Source organism: Janthinobacterium sp. UMAB-60, from assembly GCF_900095235.1.
In the GTDB taxonomy this organism is placed as follows: domain Bacteria; phylum Pseudomonadota; class Gammaproteobacteria; order Burkholderiales; family Burkholderiaceae_D; genus Janthinobacterium.
This window is the reverse complement of sequence record NZ_LT607502.1, coordinates 12,006-35,402: the sequence shown is the minus strand read 5'-3', so window position 1 is coordinate 35,402 and position 23,397 is coordinate 12,006. Positions and strand designations below refer to the sequence as shown.

21 protein-coding genes and 1 riboswitch are annotated in these 23,397 nt (G+C 62.4%); of the genes, 13 read left to right on the top strand and 8 right to left on the bottom strand.

The annotated features are described in order from the left end of the window. Window position 1: 1 nt before the first annotated feature. Window positions 2–649, bottom strand: a complete 648-nt coding sequence (ribB, locus tag K0F86_RS24820) for a 3,4-dihydroxy-2-butanone-4-phosphate synthase (RefSeq protein ID WP_219136798.1) — start codon at window positions 647–649, stop codon at window positions 2–4. A 95-nt stretch (window positions 650–744) separates the two neighbouring features. After that, window positions 745–895, bottom strand: a riboswitch (FMN riboswitch). A gap of 185 nt (window positions 896–1,080) precedes the next feature. Here ribB and K0F86_RS24815 point away from each other — a divergent pair. The 5 genes from K0F86_RS24815 (at window position 1,081) to K0F86_RS24795 (ending at window position 8,013) form a co-directional block, all read left to right on the top strand. Continuing rightward, window positions 1,081–3,924, top strand: coding sequence for a pitrilysin family protein (locus tag K0F86_RS24815; RefSeq protein WP_219136797.1), 2,844 nt, complete (start codon window positions 1,081–1,083; stop codon window positions 3,922–3,924). Window positions 3,925–4,017: 93 nt separating this feature from the next. After that, window positions 4,018–4,215 (top strand): hypothetical protein, encoded by a 198-nt coding sequence (locus K0F86_RS24810; protein ID WP_010399555.1) that lies wholly within the window; start codon window positions 4,018–4,020, stop codon window positions 4,213–4,215. 144 nt (window positions 4,216–4,359) lie between these two features. Next, entirely contained in the window at window positions 4,360–5,943 is a 1,584-nt protein-coding gene (locus K0F86_RS24805; RefSeq protein WP_219136796.1) for a methyl-accepting chemotaxis protein, read from the top strand. Between the two features lie 87 nt (window positions 5,944–6,030). Then, entirely contained in the window at window positions 6,031–6,900 is an 870-nt protein-coding gene (locus tag K0F86_RS24800; protein WP_219136795.1) for a ThiF family adenylyltransferase, read from the top strand. Next, window positions 6,901–8,013 (top strand): nitroreductase family protein, encoded by a 1,113-nt coding sequence (locus tag K0F86_RS24795; RefSeq protein WP_219136794.1) that lies wholly within the window; start codon window positions 6,901–6,903, stop codon window positions 8,011–8,013. A gap of 78 nt (window positions 8,014–8,091) precedes the next feature. On the opposite strand, the gene pepA is transcribed toward K0F86_RS24795, so the two are convergent. Then, window positions 8,092–8,925, bottom strand: a complete 834-nt coding sequence (gene pepA / locus K0F86_RS24790) for a flocculation-associated PEP-CTERM protein PepA (RefSeq protein ID WP_219136793.1) — start codon at window positions 8,923–8,925, stop codon at window positions 8,092–8,094. A 248-nt stretch (window positions 8,926–9,173) separates the two neighbouring features. Here pepA and K0F86_RS24785 point away from each other — a divergent pair, with 248 nt between their 5' ends. The 4 genes from K0F86_RS24785 to K0F86_RS24770 all read left to right on the top strand — a co-directional run bounded on the left by K0F86_RS24785 (window position 9,174) and on the right by K0F86_RS24770 (window position 10,769). Next, a complete protein-coding gene (locus K0F86_RS24785) occupies window positions 9,174–9,347 on the top strand; it encodes a hypothetical protein (RefSeq protein WP_219136792.1) in 174 nt (57 codons plus the stop codon). Window positions 9,348–9,587: 240 nt separating this feature from the next. Further along, complete coding sequence (locus tag K0F86_RS24780; RefSeq protein WP_170840448.1) at window positions 9,588–9,725, top strand: hypothetical protein; 138 nt, start codon at window positions 9,588–9,590, stop codon at window positions 9,723–9,725. 129 nt (window positions 9,726–9,854) lie between these two features. After that, the gene (locus K0F86_RS24775) at window positions 9,855–10,223 is read left to right on the top strand and encodes a hypothetical protein (protein WP_096236472.1); all 369 of its coding nucleotides are present in this window, start codon (window positions 9,855–9,857) and stop codon (window positions 10,221–10,223) included. 87 nt (window positions 10,224–10,310) lie between these two features. After that, entirely contained in the window at window positions 10,311–10,769 is a 459-nt protein-coding gene (locus tag K0F86_RS24770; protein WP_096238581.1) for an acyl-CoA thioesterase, read from the top strand. Between the two features lie 88 nt (window positions 10,770–10,857). Here the strand turns inward: K0F86_RS24770 and K0F86_RS24765 are convergent, their stop codons facing one another. The 5 genes from K0F86_RS24765 to K0F86_RS24745 all read right to left on the bottom strand — a co-directional run bounded on the left by K0F86_RS24765 (window position 10,858) and on the right by K0F86_RS24745 (window position 15,981). Continuing rightward, window positions 10,858–12,264 carry a DEAD/DEAH box helicase gene (locus tag K0F86_RS24765; RefSeq protein WP_071076465.1) on the bottom strand — a complete coding sequence of 469 codons (1,407 nt, stop codon included), beginning with the start codon at window positions 12,262–12,264 and terminating at the stop codon, window positions 10,858–10,860. 540 nt (window positions 12,265–12,804) lie between these two features. After that, window positions 12,805–13,326: an AlpA family transcriptional regulator gene (locus tag K0F86_RS24760; RefSeq protein ID WP_219136791.1), complete on the bottom strand. Its 522-nt coding sequence runs from the start codon at window positions 13,324–13,326 to the stop codon at window positions 12,805–12,807. 5 nt (window positions 13,327–13,331) lie between these two features. Then, window positions 13,332–13,610, bottom strand: a complete 279-nt coding sequence (locus tag K0F86_RS24755) for a hypothetical protein (RefSeq protein WP_219136790.1) — start codon at window positions 13,608–13,610, stop codon at window positions 13,332–13,334. A gap of 72 nt (window positions 13,611–13,682) precedes the next feature. After that, on the bottom strand, window positions 13,683–14,471 hold the full coding sequence (gene fabI, locus K0F86_RS24750) for an enoyl-ACP reductase FabI (RefSeq protein WP_219136789.1): 789 nt from the start codon (window positions 14,469–14,471) through the stop codon (window positions 13,683–13,685). 94 nt (window positions 14,472–14,565) lie between these two features. Beyond that, window positions 14,566–15,981 (bottom strand): transglycosylase SLT domain-containing protein, encoded by a 1,416-nt coding sequence (locus K0F86_RS24745; RefSeq protein ID WP_219136788.1) that lies wholly within the window; start codon window positions 15,979–15,981, stop codon window positions 14,566–14,568. A 333-nt stretch (window positions 15,982–16,314) separates the two neighbouring features. Between K0F86_RS24745 and K0F86_RS24740 the strand changes: the two genes are divergently transcribed. Next, window positions 16,315–16,893, top strand: a complete 579-nt coding sequence (locus K0F86_RS24740; RefSeq protein WP_374197322.1) for a DUF1415 domain-containing protein — start codon at window positions 16,315–16,317, stop codon at window positions 16,891–16,893. Then, window positions 16,893–17,087, top strand: coding sequence for a DUF1289 domain-containing protein (locus K0F86_RS24735; RefSeq protein WP_070255368.1), 195 nt, complete (start codon window positions 16,893–16,895; stop codon window positions 17,085–17,087). Before K0F86_RS24740 ends, K0F86_RS24735 begins: the two co-directional genes overlap by 1 nt. A gap of 120 nt (window positions 17,088–17,207) precedes the next feature. On the opposite strand, the gene K0F86_RS24730 is transcribed toward K0F86_RS24735, so the two are convergent. Continuing rightward, the gene (locus K0F86_RS24730; protein WP_034779265.1) at window positions 17,208–17,714 is read right to left on the bottom strand and encodes a DUF1993 family protein; all 507 of its coding nucleotides are present in this window, start codon (window positions 17,712–17,714) and stop codon (window positions 17,208–17,210) included. Between the two features lie 261 nt (window positions 17,715–17,975). Between K0F86_RS24730 and K0F86_RS24725 the strand changes: the two genes are divergently transcribed. Both K0F86_RS24725 and K0F86_RS24720 read left to right on the top strand, forming a co-directional pair. Further along, entirely contained in the window at window positions 17,976–21,113 is a 3,138-nt protein-coding gene (locus K0F86_RS24725; protein ID WP_219136787.1) for an EAL domain-containing protein, read from the top strand. A 10-nt stretch (window positions 21,114–21,123) separates the two neighbouring features. Next, a complete protein-coding gene (locus tag K0F86_RS24720; RefSeq protein WP_219136786.1) occupies window positions 21,124–23,397 on the top strand; it encodes a molybdopterin cofactor-binding domain-containing protein in 2,274 nt (757 codons plus the stop codon).

The following is a 23,397-nucleotide window of genomic DNA, read 5'->3' as shown; positions in this document are numbered from 1 at the left end:
TTTACTGTCCGCGCGTGCTGCGCCATTCCACCAGTTCCTCGATGGTCAGGATCGGCATGCCGTGCAATTCGGCGAAGCGCTCGATATCGTCGCCGCGCATCATGCTGCCATCCGGGTTCATCAGCTCGCACAGCACGGCGGCCGGGTTCAGGCCCGCCATGCGCGACAGGTCGACGGAGCCTTCCGTGTGGCCACGGCGCTCGAGCACGCCACCGGGCGCGGCGCGCAGGGGGAAGACGTGGCCGGGGCGCACCAGGTCGGCCGGCTTGGCATCCTTGGCGATGGCGGCGCGGATGGTGGTCACGCGGTCGGCGGCCGACACGCCCGTCGTGACGCCGTCGCGCGCCTCGATGGAGACGGTGAACGGCGTGCCGTAGCGGCTGCCGTTGTCGGGCGACATGGGTGGCAATTCCAGCGCGCTGACGACGTCCGTGGGCAGGCACAGGCAGACGATGCCGCTGCATTCGCGGATCAGCAAAGCCATGGTTTCGTGCGTGAGTTTCTCGGCCGACAGGATCAGGTCGGCTTCGTTTTCGCGGTCGAAATCGTCGAGCAGGATGACGGGAATGCCGGCGCGCATGGCGGCCAGGGCGGATTGGATGCGACCTTCCAGGTCGTTGGAAAGCAGGGTATAGCTGTTGACTAACATGGTGAAACGCTCCTCGCATAGGCGAAAAACGCTGCAGGGCAAGCGAATAGACGCAGCCGGCCGCATCGACAGGTCGATGGGACATCGCGTTTACTGCACATCTTCTTTCATCCGGACTATACCGTCGGCTCTGGAGTCACACCAGATCTGCTGACCTCATCAGGCGAAACCTGACAAGCGCTCGCGGGCTTGACCGTTGCCGGTCTTACCGCCGGTGGGGAATCGCACCCCGCCCCGAAGACGTATTGTTGTGCCGATCCACATGACCGGCGGCAATACTTTAGCACAGATGAAAAAAAGGGGCAGGTCACTGTTGAGTTTGTCATTCGGCAAAGTTGCTTGGGCAAAGCCGTTTTTCCTAAGCTGTTTTTAATGGCGGAAAGACGATTTCAGTGTAAGGTATGTCTACTGAATCTTACCGTCGAGAATACATGAAGCTGAGTAAATTACGCCTGATCTCGGGCGCCGTCTTGCTGGCCTGCGCCTGCATGGCCCAGGCGGAAATCCGTTTGAGCGATCCCCTGCCGCTGGCACCAGAAGTTACTGTAGGAAAATTGCCGAATGGCTTGACCTACTACATCAAGAAAAATGCCCGTCCCGCGCAGAAAGTGGAATTGCGCCTGGTGGTGAAAGCCGGCTCCATCCTGGAAGATGACGACCAGCAAGGCCTGGCGCATTTCACGGAACACATGGCCTTCAATGGCTCCACGCATTTCAAGCGCAATGAACTCATTTCCTATTTGCAATCGATCGGCGTGAAGTTCGGCGCCGACTTGAACGCCTACACGAGCTTTGATGAAACCGTGTACGTGCTGCCGATTCCGACGAACAAGAAGGAAAACCTGGAAAAGGGATTTCTCGTGCTGGAAGACTGGGCGCATGGCTTGAAATTCAATCCGGCCGACATCAACAGCGAGCGCGGCATCGTGCTGGAAGAGGCGCGCCTGGGCAAGGGCGCCAGCGACCGCATGAACAAGGTGCTGTATCCGAAGCTGCTGAACGGTTCGCGCTATGCGCAGCGCATGCCGATCGGCAAGGAATCCGTCTTGAAAACGTTCAAGCCGGAAGCCATCAAGCGTTTCTACAAGGATTGGTACCGGCCCGACCTGATGGCAGTGATGGTGGTCGGTGACGTGGAGCCGAAACAGGCTGAAAAACTGATCCAGCAGCATTTCGGCAAGCTGAAAAACCCCGCGCAACCGCGCCCGCGCCTGTATGCGGAAGTGCCGCAGCGCTCGCAGACGGAAGCGCTGGTGATCACGGACAAGGAAGCGCCCGACGACAGCGTCTTCATCCGCTATCCGATCCGCGCCGCGCAGGAGCCCGTCACGATTGCCGATTACCGCCGCCAGATGATCGAAAACCTGTATGGCCAGATGCTCAGCGCGCGCATGCAGGAATTGACGCAGCAGGCGAATCCCCCGTTCATCCAGGGCGGCAGCAGCATGGGCAAGCTGGTGCGTGGCTACGAATCGTTCAGCGCGTATGCCTTGCTGGGCAAGGGCGGCGTGCAGCCGGCCGTCGACGCGCTGGTGCAGGAAGATGAGCGGGCGCGCCGCTTCGGTTTCAGCCAGGATGAGCTGGACCGCGCGCGCAAGAACATGCTGCGCAATTACGAGCGCGCGCACAGCGAACGCGACAAGTCCGATTCCTCCGGTTTCGTGGCCGAGTATTCGCGCCACTTCCTGGAGCAGGAAGCCATTCCCGGCATCGCCAATGAATTGCTGTACGCGCAGGAACTCTTGCCGCAGGTGACCTTGCAGGAAATCAATGAGACGGTGGCCAAGGTGATTCCCGACCAGCAAAAGAAACTCGTCGTCTTCATGGGCGCCGAGCCGAAAGCGGGCGATACCGCCTCGGCTGTACCGACGCAGCAGCAATTGCTCGACGCGGTGGCGCAAGCCGAGCGGCAAAAGGTCGAGCCGCGCACGGAAAAAGTGCTGGCCAGCACGCTGATGGATGGCCCGCCGGCCGGCGGCAGCATCGTCGCTGAAAAGCTCAACAGCGCCATCGGCGTGACGGAGCTAACCCTGGGCAATGGCGTGCGCGTGCTGCTCAAACCGACGGATTTCAAGAATGACCAGGTGCTGATGGGCTCGACCCGCTTCGGCGGCCAGTCGCTGTTTGGCGACGCCGATATCTACAGCGCCCGCTATGCCAGCGCCGTGGTCGGCAGCATGGGTCTGAAAGACCTGGCGCCGCTGGACTTGCAAAAAGTGTTGGCCGGCAAGACGGTCAATGTGGGCGCCTCGCTGGGCGAACTGAGCGAAGGCTTTGGCGGCTCGGCCAGCAGCGCCGACGTGGAAACCATGCTGCAGCTGGTGAGCCTGTATTTCCATGACGTGCGCAAGGATGCGGGCCTGTACCAATCCTTCATCGGCAAACAGCAGGACCTGGCGAAAAACAGCATGGCGCAGCCGGAAGCCGTGTTTTACGATGCCATCCAGCACGCCATGTTTGGCGACAACCCGCGTGTCGATGGCGTGCCGCGCGCGGCCGATTTCGACAAGGTGGGCCTGGACCGCTCGCTGGACATCTTCCGCCAGCGCTTTTCCAGCGCGCGCGACATGACCTTCATCTTTGCGGGCAGCTTCGAGCTCGACAAGATCAAGCCCCTGATCGCCAGCTACCTGGGCACCTTGCCCGTGGCGGAGGTGCCGCATGCCTACCGCGACGTGGGCATGCGCCCGGTGGCAGGGATCGTCAAGAAGGATATTTACATGGGCAGCGAGCCCAAAAGCACGATTTCCATCACCTTCAATGGCGACGCGGCGTATTCGGACGAGCAAAAGCTGACCTTGCAGGCGCTGGGCGAGGTGTTGAACCTGAAAGTCATCGAAGTGCTGCGCGAAAAGATGAGCATGATCTATGGCGGCGGCTTCGAAACTTCCATGGGGCAGCATCCGTATGGCCATTATTCGGTGGCGCTGAACTTGCCGACGGGGCCGGAAAACGTGGACAAGGTGATCGCCGCCGCGTTTGCCGAAATCAACAAGATGAAGGCCGAGGGGCCGTCCGTGGCCGACCTGGAAAAGGTCAAGCTGAACTGGATCACACGCCAGCAGAAATCCTTGCGGGAAAATAATTACTGGATGAACCAACTGATGGGTTCGGTGACGCAGGGGCGCGATCCCGCGCAGATCCTGCGCTACGAGCAGCGCGTGCGCGCCATCACGCCGCAAGCCGTCAAACAGGCGGCGCAGCGCTACCTGGACATGCACAATTACGTGCAGGTGGTGCTGTATCCGGAACGTAAAAACGTTGCAGTCAAGTAATCTTCATTGTTGAACCGCAGGGGCGGCAGGGCGGCGAAGCTGTTAAACTGCTGCTTGGTGATGTGATCGCAATTTGACAAGCAAGGACATACGATGGCTAAGAAAGAAGAACTCGATCCGGAAACCCTGGAATTGATCAACTGGTGTATCGAGGTTGAAGGCTTCCTGGTGGCCGGCGGCGCCACCGTGGCACAGGCGCAAGACCACATCGAAGAGCAGGTCGAGTGGTTTACCGACCAGTTCTACGACGGCTTGACGCCGGAAGAGGCGGCCAAGGAAGCGCTGGCGTGATGCGTCAGTAACAAGCGAGCAGTAACGAAGCGGGCGGTGCCTGCCGGGCATCAGCCTGGTAGCGTCGCCCGCTTTGCGTTTGCAAAAAGATTTCCATCAGGAAATTGTTTATAATTCCATGCTTTATTTTCTACCCAGGCTCCCATGACACTCCGTTCGCGCATTCTTCTATTGTGTTTCAGCACCTTGCTCGGCATCGTCCTCATCGCTTCATTCTCCCTGTATTCCTTGCGCCAGACCATGATGGCCGAAAGGGTCGAGCAATTGACGGTGCTGGTGGAATTGGCCAATGCCTCGGTGGAAAAGGCGTATGCGCTGGAACAGTCGGGCAAGCTCACGCGTGAACAGGCCCAGCAGCAGGCCAAGCTGGCCATCGGCAGTTTCGTCAAGGACGAGATGTATTACTTTGTGCGCGACTTCAGTACCGACTTGCTGTACGTGCATCCGAATCCCGCGCGCATCGGTACGCCGCAAAAGAACATGCAGCAGGCGGGCGACCGCTACCGGGCCGCGCTGGCCAACAGCCGCATCGGCCTGGTGCAGGCGGACGGCACGCGTCCCGGCGTGCCCGACCCGGTGGCGAAGATGTATGCGGTGGTGAAATTTGCGCCGTGGGACTGGCTGATCGGCACGGGCACCTACATCGATGACATCAACCACAAATTCTGGGCCCAGGCCGGCGTGCTGCTGGCCATCGGCGGCGCGCTGATGGTGGTGGTGGGTGGCCTGGCGGCCCTGATGCTGCGCCGTATCCTGGCCCAGCTCGGTGGCGAACCCGACTATGCAGCCGCCATCGTGGCGCAGATCGCCAAGGGCGACCTCACCACGCACATCGACACGCGCCCCGGCGACACGGACAGCCTGTTGATGGCGATCAAGGCCATGCGCGACAACCTGGCGCACCTGGTGAGCCAGGTGCGCAACGATGCGGAATCCATTTCCACGGCGTCGGGCGAGATCGCTTCCGGCAACCACGACCTGTCGGCGCGCACGGAACAGCAGGCGGGATCGCTGGAAGAAACGGCATCGACCATGGAAGAGATGACCTCGACCGTGCGGCAGAATGCGGACAATGCGCGCCAGGCCAACCAGCTGGCCATTTCCGCCTCGCAAGTGGCGACCCAGGCGGGCGGCGTGGTGGGGCAGGTGGTCGAGACCATGGGCGCCATCAATGCCTCGTCGAAAAAGATCGGTGACATCATCGCCGTCATCGACGGCATCGCCTTCCAGACGAATATCCTGGCCCTGAACGCGGCCGTGGAAGCGGCGCGCGCGGGCGAGCAGGGGCGTGGCTTTGCCGTCGTGGCCAGCGAGGTGCGCAATCTGGCGCAGCGTTCGGCTGCGGCCGCCAAGGAAATCAAGCAATTGATCGACAGTTCCGCCGAGCAAGTAGGCGCCGGTGAAAAACTCGTGGCGCTGGCGGGCGAGACGATGGAAAAAGTCGTTTCCAGCGTGCAGCATGTGACCGATATCGTGGCCGAGATTTCCTCGGCCAGCGCGGAGCAGAGCGCCGGCATCGAGCAGATCAATCAGGCCATCGTCGAGATGGATAACATGACGCAGCAAAACTCGGCCCTGGTCGAGCAGGCGTCGGCGGCGGCGCAGGCCATGAACGAGCAGGCGGCCGGGCTGGCGCAGATCGTCAGCGTGTTCAAGGTCGGTGCGGTGGCGCCGGCAGCGGCAGCGCGACAGCGCAGCGTGCCTGCGACGCGGCGCCTGACGCGCTAAGCGGTTTTTTCTGTCGTGCGGGGAACTTATCCCCGGCTCACCTGTCCAAACTTTTTCGTCCGCAAGGGACGCACAGAAGAGGTGAGCATGACAGACGGTTTTTCGTATCACGCGGCATTTGCCCGCAACCTGGGCTGGGTCACGCAGGCGGAGCAGGACAGTTTGCGCGGCAAGCGCGTGGCCATTGCCGGCATGGGCGGCGTGGGCGGCGTGCATTTGCTGACCCTGGCGCGGCTGGGTATCGGCGCTTTTCACATCGCCGATTTCGACACTTTCGATATCGCCAACTTCAATCGCCAGGCCGGCGCCATGATGTCCACCCTGGGCCAGCCCAAGGTGTCCGTGCTGGCGCAGATGGCGACGGACATCAATCCAGAACTGGAGATTAAACAATTTCCTGACGGCATACACGACAGCAACCTGGCGGAGTTTTTTGCCGGTGTCGACTTGTATGTGGACGGCCTGGATTTCTTTGCCTTTCCCGCGCGCCAGGCCACCTTCGCCACCTGCGCGCGCCTGGGTATCCCCGCCATCACGGCCGCGCCGCTGGGCATGGGCACGGCCGTGCTCAGCTTCATGCCGGGCGGCATGACGTTCGAAGAGTATTTTGGCTGGGGCGACTTGCCCGAGGAAGAAAAAGCCCTGCGCTTTCTCGTCGGGCTGGCGCCGGCCGGCTTGCACGGCCCCTACCTGGTCGACCCGTCGGCCATCAACCTGAAGGAGCGGCGTGGACCGTCGACCATCATGGGTTGCCAGTTGTGCGCGGGCGCGGCCGCCACGGAAGCCTTGAAGATCCTGTTAAAACGCGGCAAGGTGATGGCGGCGCCGCACGGCATGCATTTCGACGCCTACCGCAACAAGCTCGTGCGTACCTGGCGTCCCGGTGGCAACCGTCATCCGCTGCAACGCCTGACGATGGCCATCATCAAGCGGCGCCGCGCGGCGCAGGGGGCATAAATGGCACAGGCACCGCTGATGATCGATCCCGTACTGGAAAACATTCTCGACCAGGCGCGCTGGGCACCCAGCGGCGACAACACGCAGCCGTGGCGCTTTGAAGTCGTGGACCCGCGCCATGTCGTCGTGCATGGCTTCGATACGCGCAGCCACTGCGTGTACGACCTTGACGGCCATCCCAGCCAGCTGTCGCTGGGCGCCTTGCTTGAAAGTATGGCGCTGGCGGCCAGCAGCCATGGCTTGCGCATGGAAGCGCGCCGGCGCGGCGGCTTGCCCGACACCTTGCCCACGTTTGACGTGCGCTTTGTCGACAGCCCCGGCATGCTGCCCGACCCGCTGGCGGCCTTCCTGCCGCAGCGCAGCGTGCAGCGGCGACGGCTCAGCACGCGCCGCCTGCGCGCCAGCGAAAAGGCGGCCCTGGCGGCCAGCTTGCCGCCCGGCTACAGCGTGCAGTGGTTTGAAGGCTGGCGCATGCGCCTGGCCTGCGCGCGCCTGATGTTCGACAATGCGAAGCTGCGCCTGACCATGCCCGAAGCGCACAAGGTACACCGCGACGTGATCGAGTGGGGGGCGCGCTTCAGCAGCGACCGCATCCCGGAACAGGCGCTGGGCGTGGACCCGATGACGGCGCGGCTGATGCGCTGGGTCATGCACAGCTGGCGCCGCGTGGATTTTTTCAATACCTGGCTGGGAGGCACCATTGCCCCGCGTCTGCAGATGGACTTGCTGCCGGGCCTGTATTGCGCCGCGCATTTCGTGCTGCTGGCCGAGGCGCCGCCGCGTCACATCGACGATTACGTGGCGGCGGGCAGGGCCATGCAGCGCTTCTGGCTGACGGCCACGCAGCTGGGCCTGCAATTACAGCCGGAACTGACGCCGCTGATCTTCGCCCGTTATGTGCGCGAACGGCGGGCCTTTTCGCGCACCGACGGCATGCTGGAGCTGGCGCAGGAACTGGCGCTGCAATGCCAGGCCGTGCTGGGTGCTGTGGCGTTTGATCGGGCCGTGTTCCTTGGCCGCATCGGCGCCGGCCCGGCGGCCCAGGCGCGCTCCTTGCGCCGGCCGCTGCACGATTTGCTGGTGGCGCCGGTCAACGGGAGGACGCTTGCGTGAACGGCATGGGTTTGCCGCTTGCCACAGCGAAAAAAGCCGCTGAGGACCTCAGCGGCTTTCAGGCGCGATGATCGCATGTCAAGCCTGGCGCTGCCCGCCTTGCTTGCGGCGCGCAGTCATGCCCAGGCCAAACAGGCCGATGCCGAGCAGGGCGATGGTGCCTGGTTCAGGTACAGCGGCCTGGAATAATTCCAGGCCGCCACCGTCGGCCATCGCGATGAAACTGTTGGTCAGGCTGCCACCGACGAAGCTGTTCGTATTCCCGCTGAGGGACTCCAGCGGGAAAAACGGGTTGGGGTTGACGAAAAATAACTGTCCTTGCGGCGTCAATGTGGCGTTAAGCAAGGCCTTGAAGTCGCCTTGGGCCAGGCCGGCGAAAATGTGTGCTTCGCCCACGTCGAGCGTGTAGGTCACGATCGCAAAGTCATCGCCGGTGACGCCACCCACGTTCACCGGCGAACCTGCCACGTTACTGATCGACAGTGCCGTGTCCTGGTTGGGGTCGATGTACAAGGTCATGCTCAGGGTTTGAAAGTTGGCGTGGATCCCGCCAGCCAGCGTATCGGACTGGCCGGTGATGGTAAACAGGCCATAGATGCCATAGCCATTGAGGGCGTTCAGTTGCGATGGAACGCTGCCGCCATTGGGGCTGCCGAAAGCGGCCTTGGTCAGAAAGCCTGTTTGAGTGAAGGGGTCGTTGCCGCCACCTAAACCGCCAACGATGGTTTGTTCGACGCGCGCGTGATATTCAAAGCTGATGCGGTCGGCCACCACCAGATTGGCCGCGGAACCGGGGACGGAACCTTCATTGACGGTAAACAAAGGACCAGCGAATGCGGGAGCACTGATCAGCGCGGCGCCGATGGTGGCCGCGGAGAGAGCGAGACGCAGGAATGAGGACAGCGTTTTCATGGCATTTCCTTCAGCGTGAGGGTTGATCGGACCAGGTCACTGTGGCGGCTGCCTCAGATAACCTCATACGCCCTTGAAGCAGAATTCGTACCATCTAATATTTGCATTTGAATTCAACAGCTTATAAAAACAGGGGTGCCGTTTTTCGCGCGTGTGTAAAAAAAATCGACGTTTTACCCGGCCTATGGCGCGGCTCGCGGGCGCCAGTCTTTCCTGTCATCGGCTACAGTGGGGCAAAGGAGGTCACCATGCAACTACCATCCCGTCATGCCCCGCTGCGTGCGCACAGCACGCCTGAACCGGATATTCCGCCGCCGCCCGAAGGCGATCCGCTGACGCCGCCGCCAGAAAAGCCGCCGCACACGGATCCCGTGCCCGTCGAGGAACCGACGCCGCCGCCGCCGCCCGTCAAGATGGGCTGACAGCAAGTCATCGCGCGCCTGAGCGCACCTGGGCGGCGAGGCCACTGCCGCGCGCTGTTTATTTCTGGTCGGAAATGGATTGCGCGGGCGGCGGTGGCGCCACGCCAATTAAACAACAAAAATGCCAATAAACATTGCCGAGTGGATACAAATCAAGCGCTAACTGCTGTGTGTCATGTGGCCGTCACGATTCTGTTCTTATAATGAGACATCATAAAAATTCTTGTACAGGAGACCACCATGGGCAATTCCTTGCATAACAAAATCTACCTGGGCCGGCGCCCTGTGATCACCAGCAAAAACCTCGCAGCGCTGGCGCTGGCGGGCGCCGTGGCTGGTTGCGGCCTGGCGTGGCTGCTGCTGCGCAGCTACAAATAAGCGCGCTTCACGCGCATTTTCGGTACGCCATCCGCAGGGTGGGCGGCGACTGAATCACGTTGCCTGTTGCCGATGCGCAGCGGGGCGCGTACCATGGGGGCCGAACACCTGGCCTTTTATGGAAAAGTAATGAAGAACGAGAAATTAACAACCGATGAATATGACGCGCTGGAGCAAGTTGCACGCGGCATCAAGACCGAGCGCCCCAGTGCTTGCGTTGCCCGCAATGCCAAGCGCCTGTCCGGCCTGAAGCTGCTCAGCTATGCACGCGATGGCCGTTTGTCCATCACCGAGAAAGCACAACAGTTGCTGTTCCTGCGCCGCTGCATCATGGGGCTGCGCGCCGTCGCCGCCGATCCGCTGACCAAGCTGGAATCGGACGTGGCCTATTTCCTGGGCAAGAAAGCCCACATCGTGGCGCGCGCGGAAGGCGAGGGCCACGACATTTCCGACAAGGGCCGCGACTCGCTGGCCGACATCGATACCCTGGGACTGTAACAGCCTGTCCCTGCCACCGGCCCCTGGGGCCGGTTTTTACATCCCCCTCACTTTTATTCCCCCTTGGAGAACACTTTGGACAGCGCGATGAACTGGTCGGCCCATGAACTGACGATGACGGTCCTGATGACGCCCGATATGGCCAACTTTTCCGGCAATGTGCACGGCGGCACCATCCTGAAATACCTCGACAGCGTCGCCTACGCCTGCGCCAGCCGCTATTCGGGCAGCTATGTGGTCACCTTGTCGGTGGACCAGGTGATGTTCTTGCAGCCGATCCACGTGGGTGAGCTGGTGACCTTCCTGGCCTCGATCAATTACACGGGCACGACCTCGATGGAAGTGGGCATCCGCGTGGTGACGGAAAACATCCAGCAGCGCCTGGTGCGCCACGCCAACAGCTGCTATTTCACGATGGTGGCCGTGGACGCCAACCGCAAGCCCGTGGCCGTGCCGCCGCTGGTACTGGAAACGCCGGAGCAGCAGGTGCGCTTCGAGCAAGCCAAGCTGCGCAAGCTGTCGCGCCAGAAGGTGTCGAAGAAATAAATGCAGCGGACATGAAAAAACGGCCACCAGAGCGATCTGGTGGCCGTTTTTTTATTGCCTGCCGCCTGCTGGCGGCATGGCGCCGTGATTAACGGTCGCCGTAGCTGCGGCGTGCGCCGTCGGTGCTGCGCGGGTTGGAACCCTTGTAGCCGCCGCCGGTGCTAGGTGCGCCGTCTTTGCGTGGTGCGCCTGGCTTGCTGAACGTGCGTTGCGCTGGCTTCGCGCCGCCACGGTTGTCGCCTGGTTTCCAGCCGCCTGGACGGGCGCTCGAACGTGGTGCCGACGCCGTTTTCTTAGGCTCGAAACCTTCGATGACATTGACCGGGATCAATTGCTTGGTGAAGCGTTCGATGCGCTTGACGTTCATGCCTTCAGCGTGGTTCACCAGCGAGATGGCCAGGCCATTGCGGCCAGCGCGGCCGGTACGACCGATGCGGTGAACGTAGTCTTCCGGGAACTTCGGCAGATCGTAGTTGAACACGTGGGTGATCGTCGGTACGTCGATACCGCGGGCGGCAACGTCGGTGGCGACCAGTACTTTGACCTGGCCGCGACGCATGCCGTCCAGGGTGCGGTTACGCGCGCCCTGATGCATGTCGCCGTGCAAGGCGGCAGCGGAGAAGCCGGCGATGTTCAGACGGTCGGCGATGGTGTCGGCGTCACGCTTGGTGGCGGTAAACACAACAGCCTGGTCCAAGGTTTCGTCGCGCAGCAGGTGGTCCAGCAGGCGATTCTTGTGCGACAGATCGTCGACGAAGTGGACGCGCTGGGTGATGTTTTCATGCTTGTTCGACGAACCGGCGATCTGGATGACCAGCGGGTTTTTCGTGATGCGGCGGGCCATGTTGCCAACCACGCCGTCCAGCGTTGCCGAGAACAGCATGGTTTGACGGCCTTCTGGCGTCGCGTCCACGATTTTTTCGATGTCGTCGATGAAACCCATGTCCAGCATGCGGTCGGCTTCGTCCAGCACCAGGATTTCCAGTTGCGAGAAGTCGATCTTGCCCGAGTCCATGTGGTCGATCAGACGGCCAGGAGTGGCGACCAGAATCTCAGGATTCTTGGCCAGCAATTGCATCTGTTTAGGGTAAGGCATGCCACCCAGGATCGACACAGCCTTGATGCGGCGGATGCCGGTGCTGTACTTGTCGGTGTTGGTGGTTACTTGCAGGGCCAGTTCGCGCGTTGGCGTCAGCACCAGCATTTTTGGCTGGGCAGCCTTGAAGCGTGGACGCTCGCCGCGGGCGCGCGATGCTTGCATTTCCTGATTCGGCGTCTTGCTGGCGGCGCTTTGTTCGGCGCTGGCCAGTTTGTGCAACGACGGCAGCATGAAAGCTGCGGTCTTGCCCGAACCGGTCTGCGACGAGACCAGCAGGTCACGGCCTTCGATCGCGGCTGGAATCGCTTGCGACTGTACCGCGGTTGGCGCGGTGTAGCCCGATTCGGTCAGAGCGGCGATGATGGACGGATGCAGGCCTAAGGATTCAAATGTCATTCTTTTCTTTCGTAAAAATCAGCGTTCTTGCAAAAAGCAGAACGCAAAATAGCAACGCCAACCAAAACGAAATGACTCAACTAGAAAGAAATTTCGGCACAAAAGCTTTGCGCCGGGACGGTGTCAGGTGCGACACACAAGGCGGGAGGGCTTTATAAGCGGCATCCTGTGGATGCGCTAAGGCTTGCGAAGCTGCTAAGTTTGTAGTGCATGACTGCGGTGTTGCCATCGCTTCAAGGGAACATATTGCAGCGCACAACGACACTATACCGTATTTGCCGTCGTTTTGCACGGCCTAAATGGGGAGAAAGGAAAGTCCTACCACGTTTTGAACATGTTTCCTATGTGAAATCAGTAAGAATACGTAGTTTTCGTTTATTTAGAGCCTATCCCAGTAGGGAGCGTCTTCTGCTGGCAGTTCATCAGGAGCGCGGACAAGGCGTGAGGAGGACGCGTGGCGAGCCACGCGACGACGATCAACGCAGTCCCCGCTTCTGAGGGGCGCCAGCAGGGGATGTATTCATCTATTGGGATAGACTCTTAATTGAGCATGGCCGCGATATCGGCGGGCAGCGGCGGCGCCTGTGCCGTTTCCCTGGCCAGGTTGATGTGCCGGGTGACCTGCGCCAGTTCGGCCAGGCTGGGTTCCAGCTGATATGTTCCCTTGGCATGCAGCCATGCCAGCACGTCGGCCAAGTGCCAGATGGTGGCGCTGCCCTCATGCACGGGTACGGGGAAGCTGTGGCGGTGTTTGCTCATCAGCTTGTGCAGGTTTTGCCGGGACAGGCCCAGTACCTGCGCCACGTCGCTCAGACCCACGAAGTCGGGCGCGGCCTCGACCAGCACGGCCTCGGGCACGATGGCCTTGACGTCGGCCAGGGCGCTCAGCAGCGCTGCGTTGGCATTGCTGGCCTCGCGCGTGAATTCCAGCGCCAGGCGTCCCGCTTGCCCGATGCCGACCAGGGCGTCGTCGCAGCCGCCACTGCCCAGGCGCTCGGCCAGCGCGTCCAGGTCGGTTTCGTGGTCGGGCAAGCGGTACTTGAGCGTAAAGATGTAATCCATGATGGCTATCCCCTGGACTTGCGTTGCATGCAGTCGTGCATCAGCTTATTGACAGTGCAGTTATCGACCACCCGCAAGATCGCCCGTGCGTGGTTGCCGGGATTTTTCGGCGTGCTCCAGATGCAGGCGATGCAGAATTCGCCGCAGCGGCAGCCGCCGTCATTGTAGGGGCAATATATCTTGCCCCAGGCATGGCTGCCGCCCGTTTCCACGCGCCAGCCCTGGCTTTCCGCGTGGCGCAGCGCCGCTTCGATTTCCTTCTTCGGATGCGAGGAGCGCGCCATGCGATGCCTCCAATGTAGGTCGATAATTCACGGTTGTCAAGTGACAACCGCAAAATATCGGCCATCACCGCCTTACTCTACTTCGGGATTGACGGCCATCACTTGCGAAAAGCCGCCATCGACGTAGGTAATCTCGCCTGTGATGCCCGACGCGAGGTCGGACAGCAGGAAGGCGGCCGTGTTGCCGACCTCTTCGATGGTGACGTTGCGCCGCAGCGGGGCGTGCTCGGCCACAAAACCCAGCAGTTTGCTGAAATCCTTGATGCCGGAGGCGGCCAGGGTCTTGATGGGGCCGGCGGAGATGCCGTTGGCGCGGATGCCGCGCGGACCCAGCGATTCGGCCAGGTAGCGCACGGACGCTTCCAGCGACGCCTTGGCCAGGCCCATGGTGTTGTAGTAGGGCACGGCGCGCACGGCGCCCAGGTAAGTCAGGGTCAGCACCGAGGCGCCCGGATGCAGCAGGGGCAGGGCGGCCTTGGCCATGGCGGGAAAACTGTAGGCGGAAATATCGTGCGCGATGCGGAAGCTGTCGCGCGACAGGCCGTCGAGGAAGTCGCCGGCGATCGCCTCGCGCGGCGCGAAACCGATGGCGTGCACCAGGCCATCGAGGTGTTCCCAATGCTGCGCCAGGTCGCTGAAGACGGCGCTGATCTGTTCATCGCTGGAAACGTCGCAGTCGAATACCAGTTCGCTGCCGAATTCGGCCGCAAATTCCGTGATGCGTTCCTTGAAGCGCTCGCCCACATACGTGAAGGCGAGGGTCGCGCCTTCGCGGTGGCAAGCCTTGGCGATGCCGTAGGCGATCGAGCGGTTCGACAGCAGGCCCGTGATGAGGATTTTTTTGCCTTGCAAGAAAGCCATGACGACTCCTGTCTGGGTGGGTGGGCGGATGTGCAACCGGCCGCGACAGCAATGCTGTGGCGGCCGGCGAGGTGGCTCTATACAGATCAGATGATCAGTGACGGGCCTTGGCGCGACTGTTGCCGCCGCCGCGCTGGATGCGCGGTTTCACCAGGGAAATTGGCGCGGCTTGCACCTTGCCGCCCTTGGCGGCGCGGCGCAGTGCCTTGGCGGCCCGTTCCGGACGGTCCGCTTCCAGCAGCATGGTGGCGCTGTCGGCGATTTCTTGCGTGATGTCCATGTTCATCGTGGCCGAAGTCTTCGGCACGAGGATGGTGGAGCCGGCGCGCAGGCTGGTGCGCTGGGGAATGTTGTTGGCCTGGCGCAGCACGTCGGCCGTGGTGCCGAATTTCGACGCCAGGGTTTCGATGCGTTCGCGCGCATTGGTGATCTTGTGCGTGGTCCAGCTCGACAAGGCATGGCCCCATTGCGCCAGGTTGGTGGTGAACTTGGCGGCGTTTTCCTGCGGCAGCAGAATCTTGGTCTTTTCGCCGCCGATGATGACGGGGCGGTTAAATTGCGGATTCAAGGCCTTGAATTCATCCATCGACAGTTCGGCCAGCTGGGCGGCGACGGTGATGTCGATGTCGCTGGTCTTGTCGATGGCCGTGAAATACGGCTGGTTGTCAACCACGGGCAGGGTCAGGCCGAACTGGGCCGGATTGGCGATGATGTTTTTCACCGCTTGCAGCTTGGGTACGTAATTGCGCGTTTCGGCCGGCATCAGGTCGGCCAGGCTTTCGAAGTCCGTCGGTTTGCCCAGCGCCTGGTTTTTCTTGATGGCGCGCTGCACCGAGCCTTCGCCCCAGTTGTAGGCGGCCAGCGCCAGTTGCCAGTCGCCAAACATGTCATACAGGCGCTGCAGATACGTCAGGGCCGCGTCGGTCGAGGCCAGCACGCCGCGGCGTTCGTCCTTGAACATGTTTTGCTTGAGGTTGAAATCGCGTCCCGTGGCAGGCACGAATTGCCACATGCCGGCCGCATTGGCGCTGGAGAATGCCTGCGGGTTGAAGGCGGACTCGATGAACGGCAGCAAGGCCAGTTCCGTCGGCATGCCGCGCTTTTCCAGTTCCTGCACCACGTGGAAGATGTAGCGCGAGGCGCGCGCCGTGGTGCGGGCGATGTAGTCGGGGCGGGTGGCGTACCAGTTGACGTGGTTGGCCACCAGTTGGTTATTGATGTCGGGAATCGCATAGCCGCTGCGGATGCGGCCCCAGACGTCGGCTTCGCGCAGCGGATCGGAATTGTCGCTGAGGTTTTTCAGCAGACGGTCGGTCTTTTGCAGGCGGTTATCGAGGGTGGGGAGTTTCGCCGTGACCTGGGCGGTCATCGGGATCAGGGCCGGTGCGGTGGCGGCGGCGACTGGCGCGTTATCGCTCTCAACACCGGCTTCGTACGCCTGGCTGAGGGCGGGCGCGAGCGCCAGGGCCAACGCCGCCAGGACGGTAGATTTAAAGGAGTTTTCGTGCATAGTGTTCCATTGTTGTCGTCGGAGAAACATCGGACAGACCCATGATCAAGCTGCGAGTGTACGTATATCCACATGCCGGAGTCAAGAATTATGTCAGCATGATGACAGGAAATAAGCGGCAATAAGCGGGAAGCGGCTGAGTTTCCATTCGCAAACGCTGTCATTATTGCAAATTTAATTTGCCCGATGCGTGATTCGGCCGCTGTTATAGCATACATGGCGAGGACGATGGCGCAAGCCTGGCAGCCGTCCAGTATGAGACTGCGCAAAGAGTGCGTACAATTTGGCTTTGGCCGGCCATTGGGCTGCCGGCCGCCCTATTGATAGAGAGTCATGCATATGAACACCCCGCCGCGCCACGACGACGACAACGCCGTCATCATCGCCAATACCGTTGCCTGGTTGGAAAAGGCCGTGATCGGCCTGAACCTGTGCCCGTTCGCCAAGGCCGTGCACGTCAAGAAGCAGATCCGTTACGTGGTGTGCGAATCGAGCAATCCGGAAGATCTGCTGGCAATGCTGATGGACGAGCTGCAAACCCTGGCCGACACGGACCCCGAGCAGATCGACACGACCTTGCTGATTCATCCGTACACGCTGAACGATTTCCTCGACTACAACGAGTTTCTCGATGTGGCCGACGCGGCCGTGGAAGACATGCACCTGGCCGGCGAACTGCAAGTGGCCAGTTTCCACCCGAATTACCAGTTTGCCGAGACGTTCGAGGACGACATCAGCAACTACACCAACCGCTCGCCCTATCCGACCTTGCACCTGCTGCGCGAAGACAGCATCGAGCGCGCCGTCGAGGCGTTCCCGGAAGCGTCGGACATCTTTGACAAGAATATCGCCACCTTGGAAGCGCTGGGCGTCGAAGGCTGGGAAAAGCTCGGCTTGCCGAAGGTATCCTGATGGCTGACAAGGAATTGCCGCCGCGTCCCGATACGCCCTGCGTGGCCGTCTGCTCGACCACCTTCGACGAAATCTGCCGCGGCTGCGGCCGCAGCGTGGTGGAAGTGGCCCACTGGGTGTCGATGACGGATGAAGAGAAGGAAGTGGTGTGGGTGCGGATTCTTTCGCAAGGGTATCCGCGCCGGAATACTTGACGTTTGTGTTGCCAAACCCAACGGCAACTGCTGGGGTCAGACCCCCAAGGACGCCAACGCAGAGCTTAGCGTTGGCGGCCGCGAGGGTCTGATCCCGGTACTTTTGACGCTAGCGATTAATTAATAACTACCAATAAAATCTTTCTTGCCGACTTCGATGCCATTGTGGCGCAGGATGTCGTACGCCGTCGTCGCGTGGAAGAAGAAGTGCGGCAGCGCGTAGTGGAACAGGTAGGTCTGGCCCGTGAAGTGCTTGGTCTTTTCGCCGCTGCCGGTGGTGATGGCGCGCGTTTCGCTGCCGTCGATGTCCGCTTGCGGCAGGCTTTCCAGGAAGGCGATGGTTTTCACGATGCGCGCTTTCAGTTCCGCAAAGCTCTGTTCGCTGTCTTCATACGGGGGCACGGCCACGCCGGCCAGGCGCGCGCCGCAGCCCTTGGCGAAGTCGGTGGCGATCTGGATCTGGCGCACGAAGGGCAGCATGTCCGGGAACAAACGGAATTGCAGCAGGGCGTTCGGGTCGATTTTCTTGTCTTGCGCGTGCGTTTCCGCCTTGTCCAGGATGGCGGCCAGGCTGCCCAGGATCTGTTTGAAGACGGGGATGGAAGCGGAGTAGATGGAGAAGGTCATGGTGGTTCCTCGAGGTAAAGTGGCGCGATGATAGCAAGCTGCGCGTTTTTCTGCTGGCGCTGGCCCGGCGTACCGGCCCGCGTGTGGTTTTTCAGCCCTGTGTATATGGCATGAGGTCGTCGTTGGCGCGTGTTTATTGGTGACTTCCCCCGCTTTTTCCATGCATAATTGCTCCTGAAAAAGTTTCTTCCCGCCTTATCACCCGTATTCCCCTGTAAAGTTCCATGACCGCCTGCCTGATCCCTGTTGTCCTGTTGCCGCATGTTTAATTCGCCCTATCAGCGCTTGCGCGCCAGCCTGCGTGTGCTGTACGGCTCGTCGATCTATGGCGCCTTGCTGCTGGTGGTGTTTGGCGGCCTGGTCGTGCCCGCCATCTTCGGCAGCTATCTGCTGGTCGGCGTGCATGAACGCCAGTCGGCGCGCACCAGCCTGAACGAAGCCTTGCAGCGCAATGCCGACATCCTGGCGCTGGGCATGCAGGAATCGCTGTGGAACATGAATGCGGAATCGGCCCATTCTCTGGTCGAATCGGTGATGCGCGACCGTTCCGTGCTGCTGGTGAAGGTGCTGGGACAGGGCGACACGGAATTCATCCGCCTGCAGGCGCCGCAGCGGCCCGTGGGCAATCTGTACCGCGCCGAGCGCGACATCCTCGTGCGCGGCGAGCGCATCGGCCACGTCGTCGTCGAGATGGACGATGCGCGCAGCCAGCAGGAGCTGCGCGAAAAGCAGATGGCCTATATTTTCGTGCTGGGCGCACAGCTGGCCGTGTCGATGGCGCTGATCGTGCTGTTCCTGAACCGCCGCCTGTTGAAGCCCCTGCGCCGCCTGACGCGCTTTTCCGACCGCCTGTCGCACGGCGATTTTGATACGCCGCTGGCCTCGCACAGCAATGACGAGCTGGGTCGCCTGACGGCCCAGCTCGAGCAAATGCGCGCGGCCATTCGCCAGCTGTTCGAGGATGTGGGCCAGCGTGAAGAGCGTTTCCGCACCATCGTCACGCAAGTGCCGGGCGCCGTCTTCCGCTACCGGCCCGACGGCCCCATCGATTTCGTCAGCGATGCCATCGAAGACATCGCCGGCTATTCGGCGCGCCAGTTCATGCGCGGCAGCACGCACGCCTGGGCCGACCTGATCTGCCCGGAAGACCGCCGCGAGCACCGCCGCGCCGTGCGCCAGGCGGTGCTTGAGGTGCGACCGTATGCGCTGGAATACCGCATCATCGACGCCTTCGGCATCGAGCGCTGGGTGGCCGAGAATGGCCAGCCGCAGGCGGGTGAACAGGGCGTCGTCTGGGTTGACGGCATCATTGCCGACATCAGCCAGCGCAAGCACCACGAGATGCGCATCGAGGCGCTGCTGACGGAGCAAAGCGCCATCCTCGACAATGTGATGTTCGGCGTGATGTTCGTGCGCCACCGCCGCATCATTTCCGTCAACCGCCGCTGCGAGGAGCTGTTCGGCTACGGGCATGGCGAAATGACGGGCAATTCCACCGCCATCGTGTTTACCAGCGCCTACGATTTCGAGGAGGCGGGAGAACGCCAGTATCCGGCCCTGGCGGCCGGCGGCGACTTCAGCGAGGAGCGCCACTACCTGCGCCAGGACGGCAGCCAGTTCTGGGCCCTGGTCAGCGGTTGCGCGCTCGATCCGCTGCACCCCAACGACGGCAGCATCTGGGTCTATGCCGACATCACCTCGCGCAAGGAAGCCGAGGAAAAGCTGCGCCTGTCGGCCACCGTGCTGGAACATATCGCCGATGGCGTGATGGTGGTCGACGCGAACGGCATCATCGTCACCGTCAATCCCGCCTTCACGCAGATCACCGGCTACAGCGAAGCGGAGGCGCTGGGCCGGCATTCGTCGCTGAACCGCTCGGCGCGCCACGACGCGGCGTTCTACCAGGCCCTGTGGGACGAGCTGATCGCCAGCGGCTTCTGGCGCGGCGAAGTCTGGCACCAGCGCAAGAACGGTGAAGTCTACCTCGAGTGGCTGACCATCAGCGCCGTGCGCGACACGCGCGCCGTCACCACCCATTACGTGGGCGTGTTCAGCGACATCACCCTGATCAAGGAGTCGCAGGAAAAGCTCGACCACATGGCGCACCACGATCCGCTGACGGCGCTGCCGAACCGCCTGCTGTTCCACGACCGCCTGCAGCACGCGCTGCTGCGCGCCGCGCGCGACCAGGAGCAGCTGGCCGTGCTGTTCATCGACCTGGACCGCTTCAAGAACGTCAACGACACGCTGGGCCACCATGTGGGCGACGAGTTGCTGCAAAAGGTGGCCGGCCAGCTGGCGGCCCGCCTGCGCGAAGGTGACACCCTGGCGCGCCTGGGCGGCGACGAATTCATCGTGCTGCTCGAGCGCGTCGATGGCGAGTACGGCGCCACGCAGGTGGCGGAAAAGCTGATGACCATGTTCGAGCAGCCGTTCACGGTGGCCGACCATGAATTGTTCGTCACGTGCAGCGTGGGCATCAGCCTGTATCCGGATGACGCGCTGGACTTGAACATGTTGATCCGCAATGCCGACGTGGCCATGTACCAGGCCAAGGCGCGCGGGCGCAACGGCTACCGCTTCTATGCGCCGTCGATGACGGGCGAGGGCGTCGAGCGCCTGCGCCTGGAAACCTTCCTGCGCCGCTCGCTGGAAAAGAACGAGATGTTCCTGAATTACCAGCCGCAGGTGGAAATCGACACGGGCCGCCTGGTCGGCGTGGAGGCGCTGGTGCGCTGGAATCACCCGGAACTGGGGCTGGTGCCGCCGGTGCGCTTCATTCCGCTGGCCGAGGACAGCGGCTTCATCAACCAGCTGGGCAAATGGGTGCTCGACGAAGCGTGCCGCCAGATGATGCGCTGGCAGGCGCAGGGCTTGCGCGTGCCGAAGATGGCCGTCAACCTGTCGGTGAAACAGTTTGAGCGGGGCAGCATCGCCGGCATGGTGGCCGATATACTGAAGGAAACGGGCCTGGAGCCGCAGCGCCTGCAGCTGGAAGTGACGGAATCGGTGATCATGAACACGGGCGACGCGCTCGGTTTCATCAACGATCTGCACGCCATCGGCGTGGGACTGGCCATCGACGACTTCGGCACCGGGTATTCTTCGCTGGCCTATTTGAAGCAGTTGCCCGTGCAGACCCTGAAGATCGACCGCTCCTTCATCAAGGATATCTCGACGGATGTCAATGATGAAGCGATTGCCATTGCCATCATCCAGCTGGGCAAGAGCATGCACTTGTCGGTGATCGCCGAGGGCGTGGAGACGGAAGAGCAGGCCGCTTTCCTGCTGCGCCATGGCTGCACGCTGGCGCAAGGTTATTTTTATAGCCGCCCGGTGCTGGCACAGGATATGCTGGAGCGCTGGCTCGACCCGCTGCAACCACCATTAACTAATTAAAGGGTATCCCATGGCCGGAGAAAAAAACACCTCGCGTCGCCGTTTCCTGCTCGGCGGCCTGGGCCTCGGCGTGGCCGGCGTGGGCGCCCTGGTGCTGGGCTGGGGTGTGCTGCCGCCGCGCCAGCGCCTGCATGGCGGCGCGCCGCTGCCGCTGCAGGATGGCGCCGTGGCGCTGAACGGCTGGCTGGCCATCGGCACGGACGGTACGGTGACCCTGGCCATGCCGCGCAGCGAGATGGGGCAGGGCGTGCATACGGCCTTGCCGATGCTGGTGGCCGAGGAACTCGACGTCCCCCTGGTCAGCGTCAGATTGATCCAGGCGCCCATGGATAAAATCTTCGGCAATGTGGCCATGCTCAAGGATAGCCTGCCGTTCCACCCGGACGACCAGGGCCGCCTGAAAGCGCTGGCGCAGTGGACGGTGGCCAAGGCGGCGCGCGAACTGGGCGTGATCGTCACGGGCGGCTCGTCCAGCGTGAAGGATGGCTGGGGCCCCATGCGCGAAGCGGGGGCGTCCGCGCGCGCCATGCTGGTGGCCGCGGCCGCCGCGCAGTGGCAGGTGCCGGCCGCGCAATGCCGCACGCAGGATGGTGAAGTGCTGCACCCGGATGGCCGGCGCGCCAGCTACGCCAGCCTGGCGCAGCGCGCCGCCGCCATCGATCCGGGCACGCCCGTGCTGAAACTGCCCAAGGATTTTAAATTGATCGGCCAGCCGGCGCCGCGCCGCGACACGCCGTCCAAAGTGAATGGCAGCGCGCGCTTCGGCATCGATGCGCGCCCGCCCGGCATGCTGTACGCGGCCCTGCAGTTGCCGCCGCGCCTCGGCGATGCCGTCGCCGCGTTCGACGCGGCGCCCATCCTGGCCATGCCCGGCGTGAAAAAGGTGGCGGATCTGACGCCGAGCCTTGGCAAGCGCGGTGTATCTTGCGTGGCCGTGGTGGCCGACACGTACTGGCGCGCGAAGACGGCGGCCGCCGCTCTGGCCGTGCAGTGGACGGCGGGGCCGCAGGCGGGCCTGTCCAGCGAGAGCGTCGTTGCCGAATTTTCCCGCCTGCTCGATGGCGACGCGGGTTTTACCTATTATTCCAGCGGCGTGGTCGAGGGCAAGGCCGTGCAGGATTTGCGCAGCGTCAAGGCCGAGTATCGCGCGCCGTTCCTCGCGCACGCCGCCATGGAGCCCGTCAACTGCACCGCGCAGGTGAAAAATGGCAAGGTGATGCTGTGGGTCTCGACGCAGGCGCCCGGCATCGCCGTCGACGTGGCGGCGAAGGTGGCCGGCGTCGACGCGAACGATGTCAGCATCGAGGTGCTGCTGCTCGGTGGCGGTTTCGGCCGCCGCCTGGAGGTGGACATGGTGGCGCAAGCCGTGGCCATCGCCATGCAGTGCGCGGGCGCGCCGGTGCAGCTGGTGTGGACGCGCGAGCAGGACACGCAGCACGATATGTACCGGCCCGCCGCGCTGGCCCGCTTTGCGGCACGCCTGGACGAGCACGGCCGCATCGCTTCCTGGGACAACAAATCCGTCAGTGGTTCCATCACGCACCAGTTTCTGCAGCGCAACTTCGGCTTGCCCGGCGCGGGGCCGGACAAGACCACGGCCGAAGGCGAATTCGACATGCCGTATGAAATCGCCAACCAGCGCATCGCCCACGTGATCGCCGACAGTGCCGCTCCCATCGGTTATTGGCGCTCCGTGGGGCATTCGCACAATGCGTTCTTCAAGGAAAGTTTTATCGATGAGCTGGCGCATGCGGCCGGGCAGGACGGCATCGCTTTCCGCCGCGCCATGTTATTGAAACATCCGCGCCACCTGGCCGTGCTCGATGCGGCAGTCGCCAGGGCGGGCAGTGCGCCGCCCGGCCATGCGCACGGCGTGGCCTTGCACCAGTCCTTCGGCAGCATCGTGGCGCAGGTGGCGCAGGTATCCGTGGAAAACGGCGAGATTCGCGTGCAGCGCGTGGTGTGCGCCATCGATTGCGGCATCGCCGTCAATCCGAACATCATCGCCCAGCAGATGGAGTCGGCCGTGTTGTTCGGCCTGTCGGCGGCGCTGGGCGGCGAGATCACCTTCAAGGATGGCAAAGTCGAGCAGAGCAATTTCCACGACTATCCCGTGTTGCGCATGGGCCAGACGCCCGAGGTGGAAACCATCATCATCGCCAGCGCGGAACACCCCGAAGGCGTGGGCGAACCGGGTACGCCGCCGATCGCGCCGGCCGTGGCCAACGCCGTGTTCAGTTTGACGGGAAAGCGGCTGCGTAGCCTGCCGCTGCGGCTAGCTTGA

What these genes read in the sequence shown, in the direction of transcription:
- ribB (WP_219136798.1), bottom strand. Translation starts at nt 649, where the DNA reads ATGTTAGTCAACAGCTATACCCTGCTTTCCAACGACCTGGAAGGTCGC.
- K0F86_RS24815 (WP_219136797.1), top strand. Translation starts at nt 1,081, where the DNA reads ATGAAGCTGAGTAAATTACGCCTGATCTCGGGCGCCGTCTTGCTGGCC.
- K0F86_RS24810 (WP_010399555.1), top strand. Translation starts at nt 4,018, where the DNA reads ATGGCTAAGAAAGAAGAACTCGATCCGGAAACCCTGGAATTGATCAAC.
- K0F86_RS24805 (WP_219136796.1), top strand. Translation starts at nt 4,360, where the DNA reads ATGACACTCCGTTCGCGCATTCTTCTATTGTGTTTCAGCACCTTGCTC.
- K0F86_RS24800 (WP_219136795.1), top strand. Translation starts at nt 6,031, where the DNA reads ATGACAGACGGTTTTTCGTATCACGCGGCATTTGCCCGCAACCTGGGC.
- K0F86_RS24795 (WP_219136794.1), top strand. Translation starts at nt 6,901, where the DNA reads ATGGCACAGGCACCGCTGATGATCGATCCCGTACTGGAAAACATTCTC.
- pepA (WP_219136793.1), bottom strand. Translation starts at nt 8,925, where the DNA reads ATGAAAACGCTGTCCTCATTCCTGCGTCTCGCTCTCTCCGCGGCCACC.
- K0F86_RS24785 (WP_219136792.1), top strand. Translation starts at nt 9,174, where the DNA reads ATGCAACTACCATCCCGTCATGCCCCGCTGCGTGCGCACAGCACGCCT.
- K0F86_RS24780 (WP_170840448.1), top strand. Translation starts at nt 9,588, where the DNA reads ATGGGCAATTCCTTGCATAACAAAATCTACCTGGGCCGGCGCCCTGTG.
- K0F86_RS24775 (WP_096236472.1), top strand. Translation starts at nt 9,855, where the DNA reads ATGAAGAACGAGAAATTAACAACCGATGAATATGACGCGCTGGAGCAA.
- K0F86_RS24770 (WP_096238581.1), top strand. Translation starts at nt 10,311, where the DNA reads ATGAACTGGTCGGCCCATGAACTGACGATGACGGTCCTGATGACGCCC.
- K0F86_RS24765 (WP_071076465.1), bottom strand. Translation starts at nt 12,264, where the DNA reads ATGACATTTGAATCCTTAGGCCTGCATCCGTCCATCATCGCCGCTCTG.
- K0F86_RS24760 (WP_219136791.1), bottom strand. Translation starts at nt 13,326, where the DNA reads ATGGATTACATCTTTACGCTCAAGTACCGCTTGCCCGACCACGAAACC.
- K0F86_RS24755 (WP_219136790.1), bottom strand. Translation starts at nt 13,610, where the DNA reads ATGGCGCGCTCCTCGCATCCGAAGAAGGAAATCGAAGCGGCGCTGCGC.
- fabI (WP_219136789.1), bottom strand. Translation starts at nt 14,471, where the DNA reads ATGGCTTTCTTGCAAGGCAAAAAAATCCTCATCACGGGCCTGCTGTCG.
- K0F86_RS24745 (WP_219136788.1), bottom strand. Translation starts at nt 15,981, where the DNA reads ATGCACGAAAACTCCTTTAAATCTACCGTCCTGGCGGCGTTGGCCCTG.
- K0F86_RS24740 (WP_374197322.1), top strand. Translation starts at nt 16,315, where the DNA reads ATGCATATGAACACCCCGCCGCGCCACGACGACGACAACGCCGTCATC.
- K0F86_RS24735 (WP_070255368.1), top strand. Translation starts at nt 16,893, where the DNA reads ATGGCTGACAAGGAATTGCCGCCGCGTCCCGATACGCCCTGCGTGGCC.
- K0F86_RS24730 (WP_034779265.1), bottom strand. Translation starts at nt 17,714, where the DNA reads ATGACCTTCTCCATCTACTCCGCTTCCATCCCCGTCTTCAAACAGATC.
- K0F86_RS24725 (WP_219136787.1), top strand. Translation starts at nt 17,976, where the DNA reads ATGTTTAATTCGCCCTATCAGCGCTTGCGCGCCAGCCTGCGTGTGCTG.
- K0F86_RS24720 (WP_219136786.1), top strand. Translation starts at nt 21,124, where the DNA reads ATGGCCGGAGAAAAAAACACCTCGCGTCGCCGTTTCCTGCTCGGCGGC.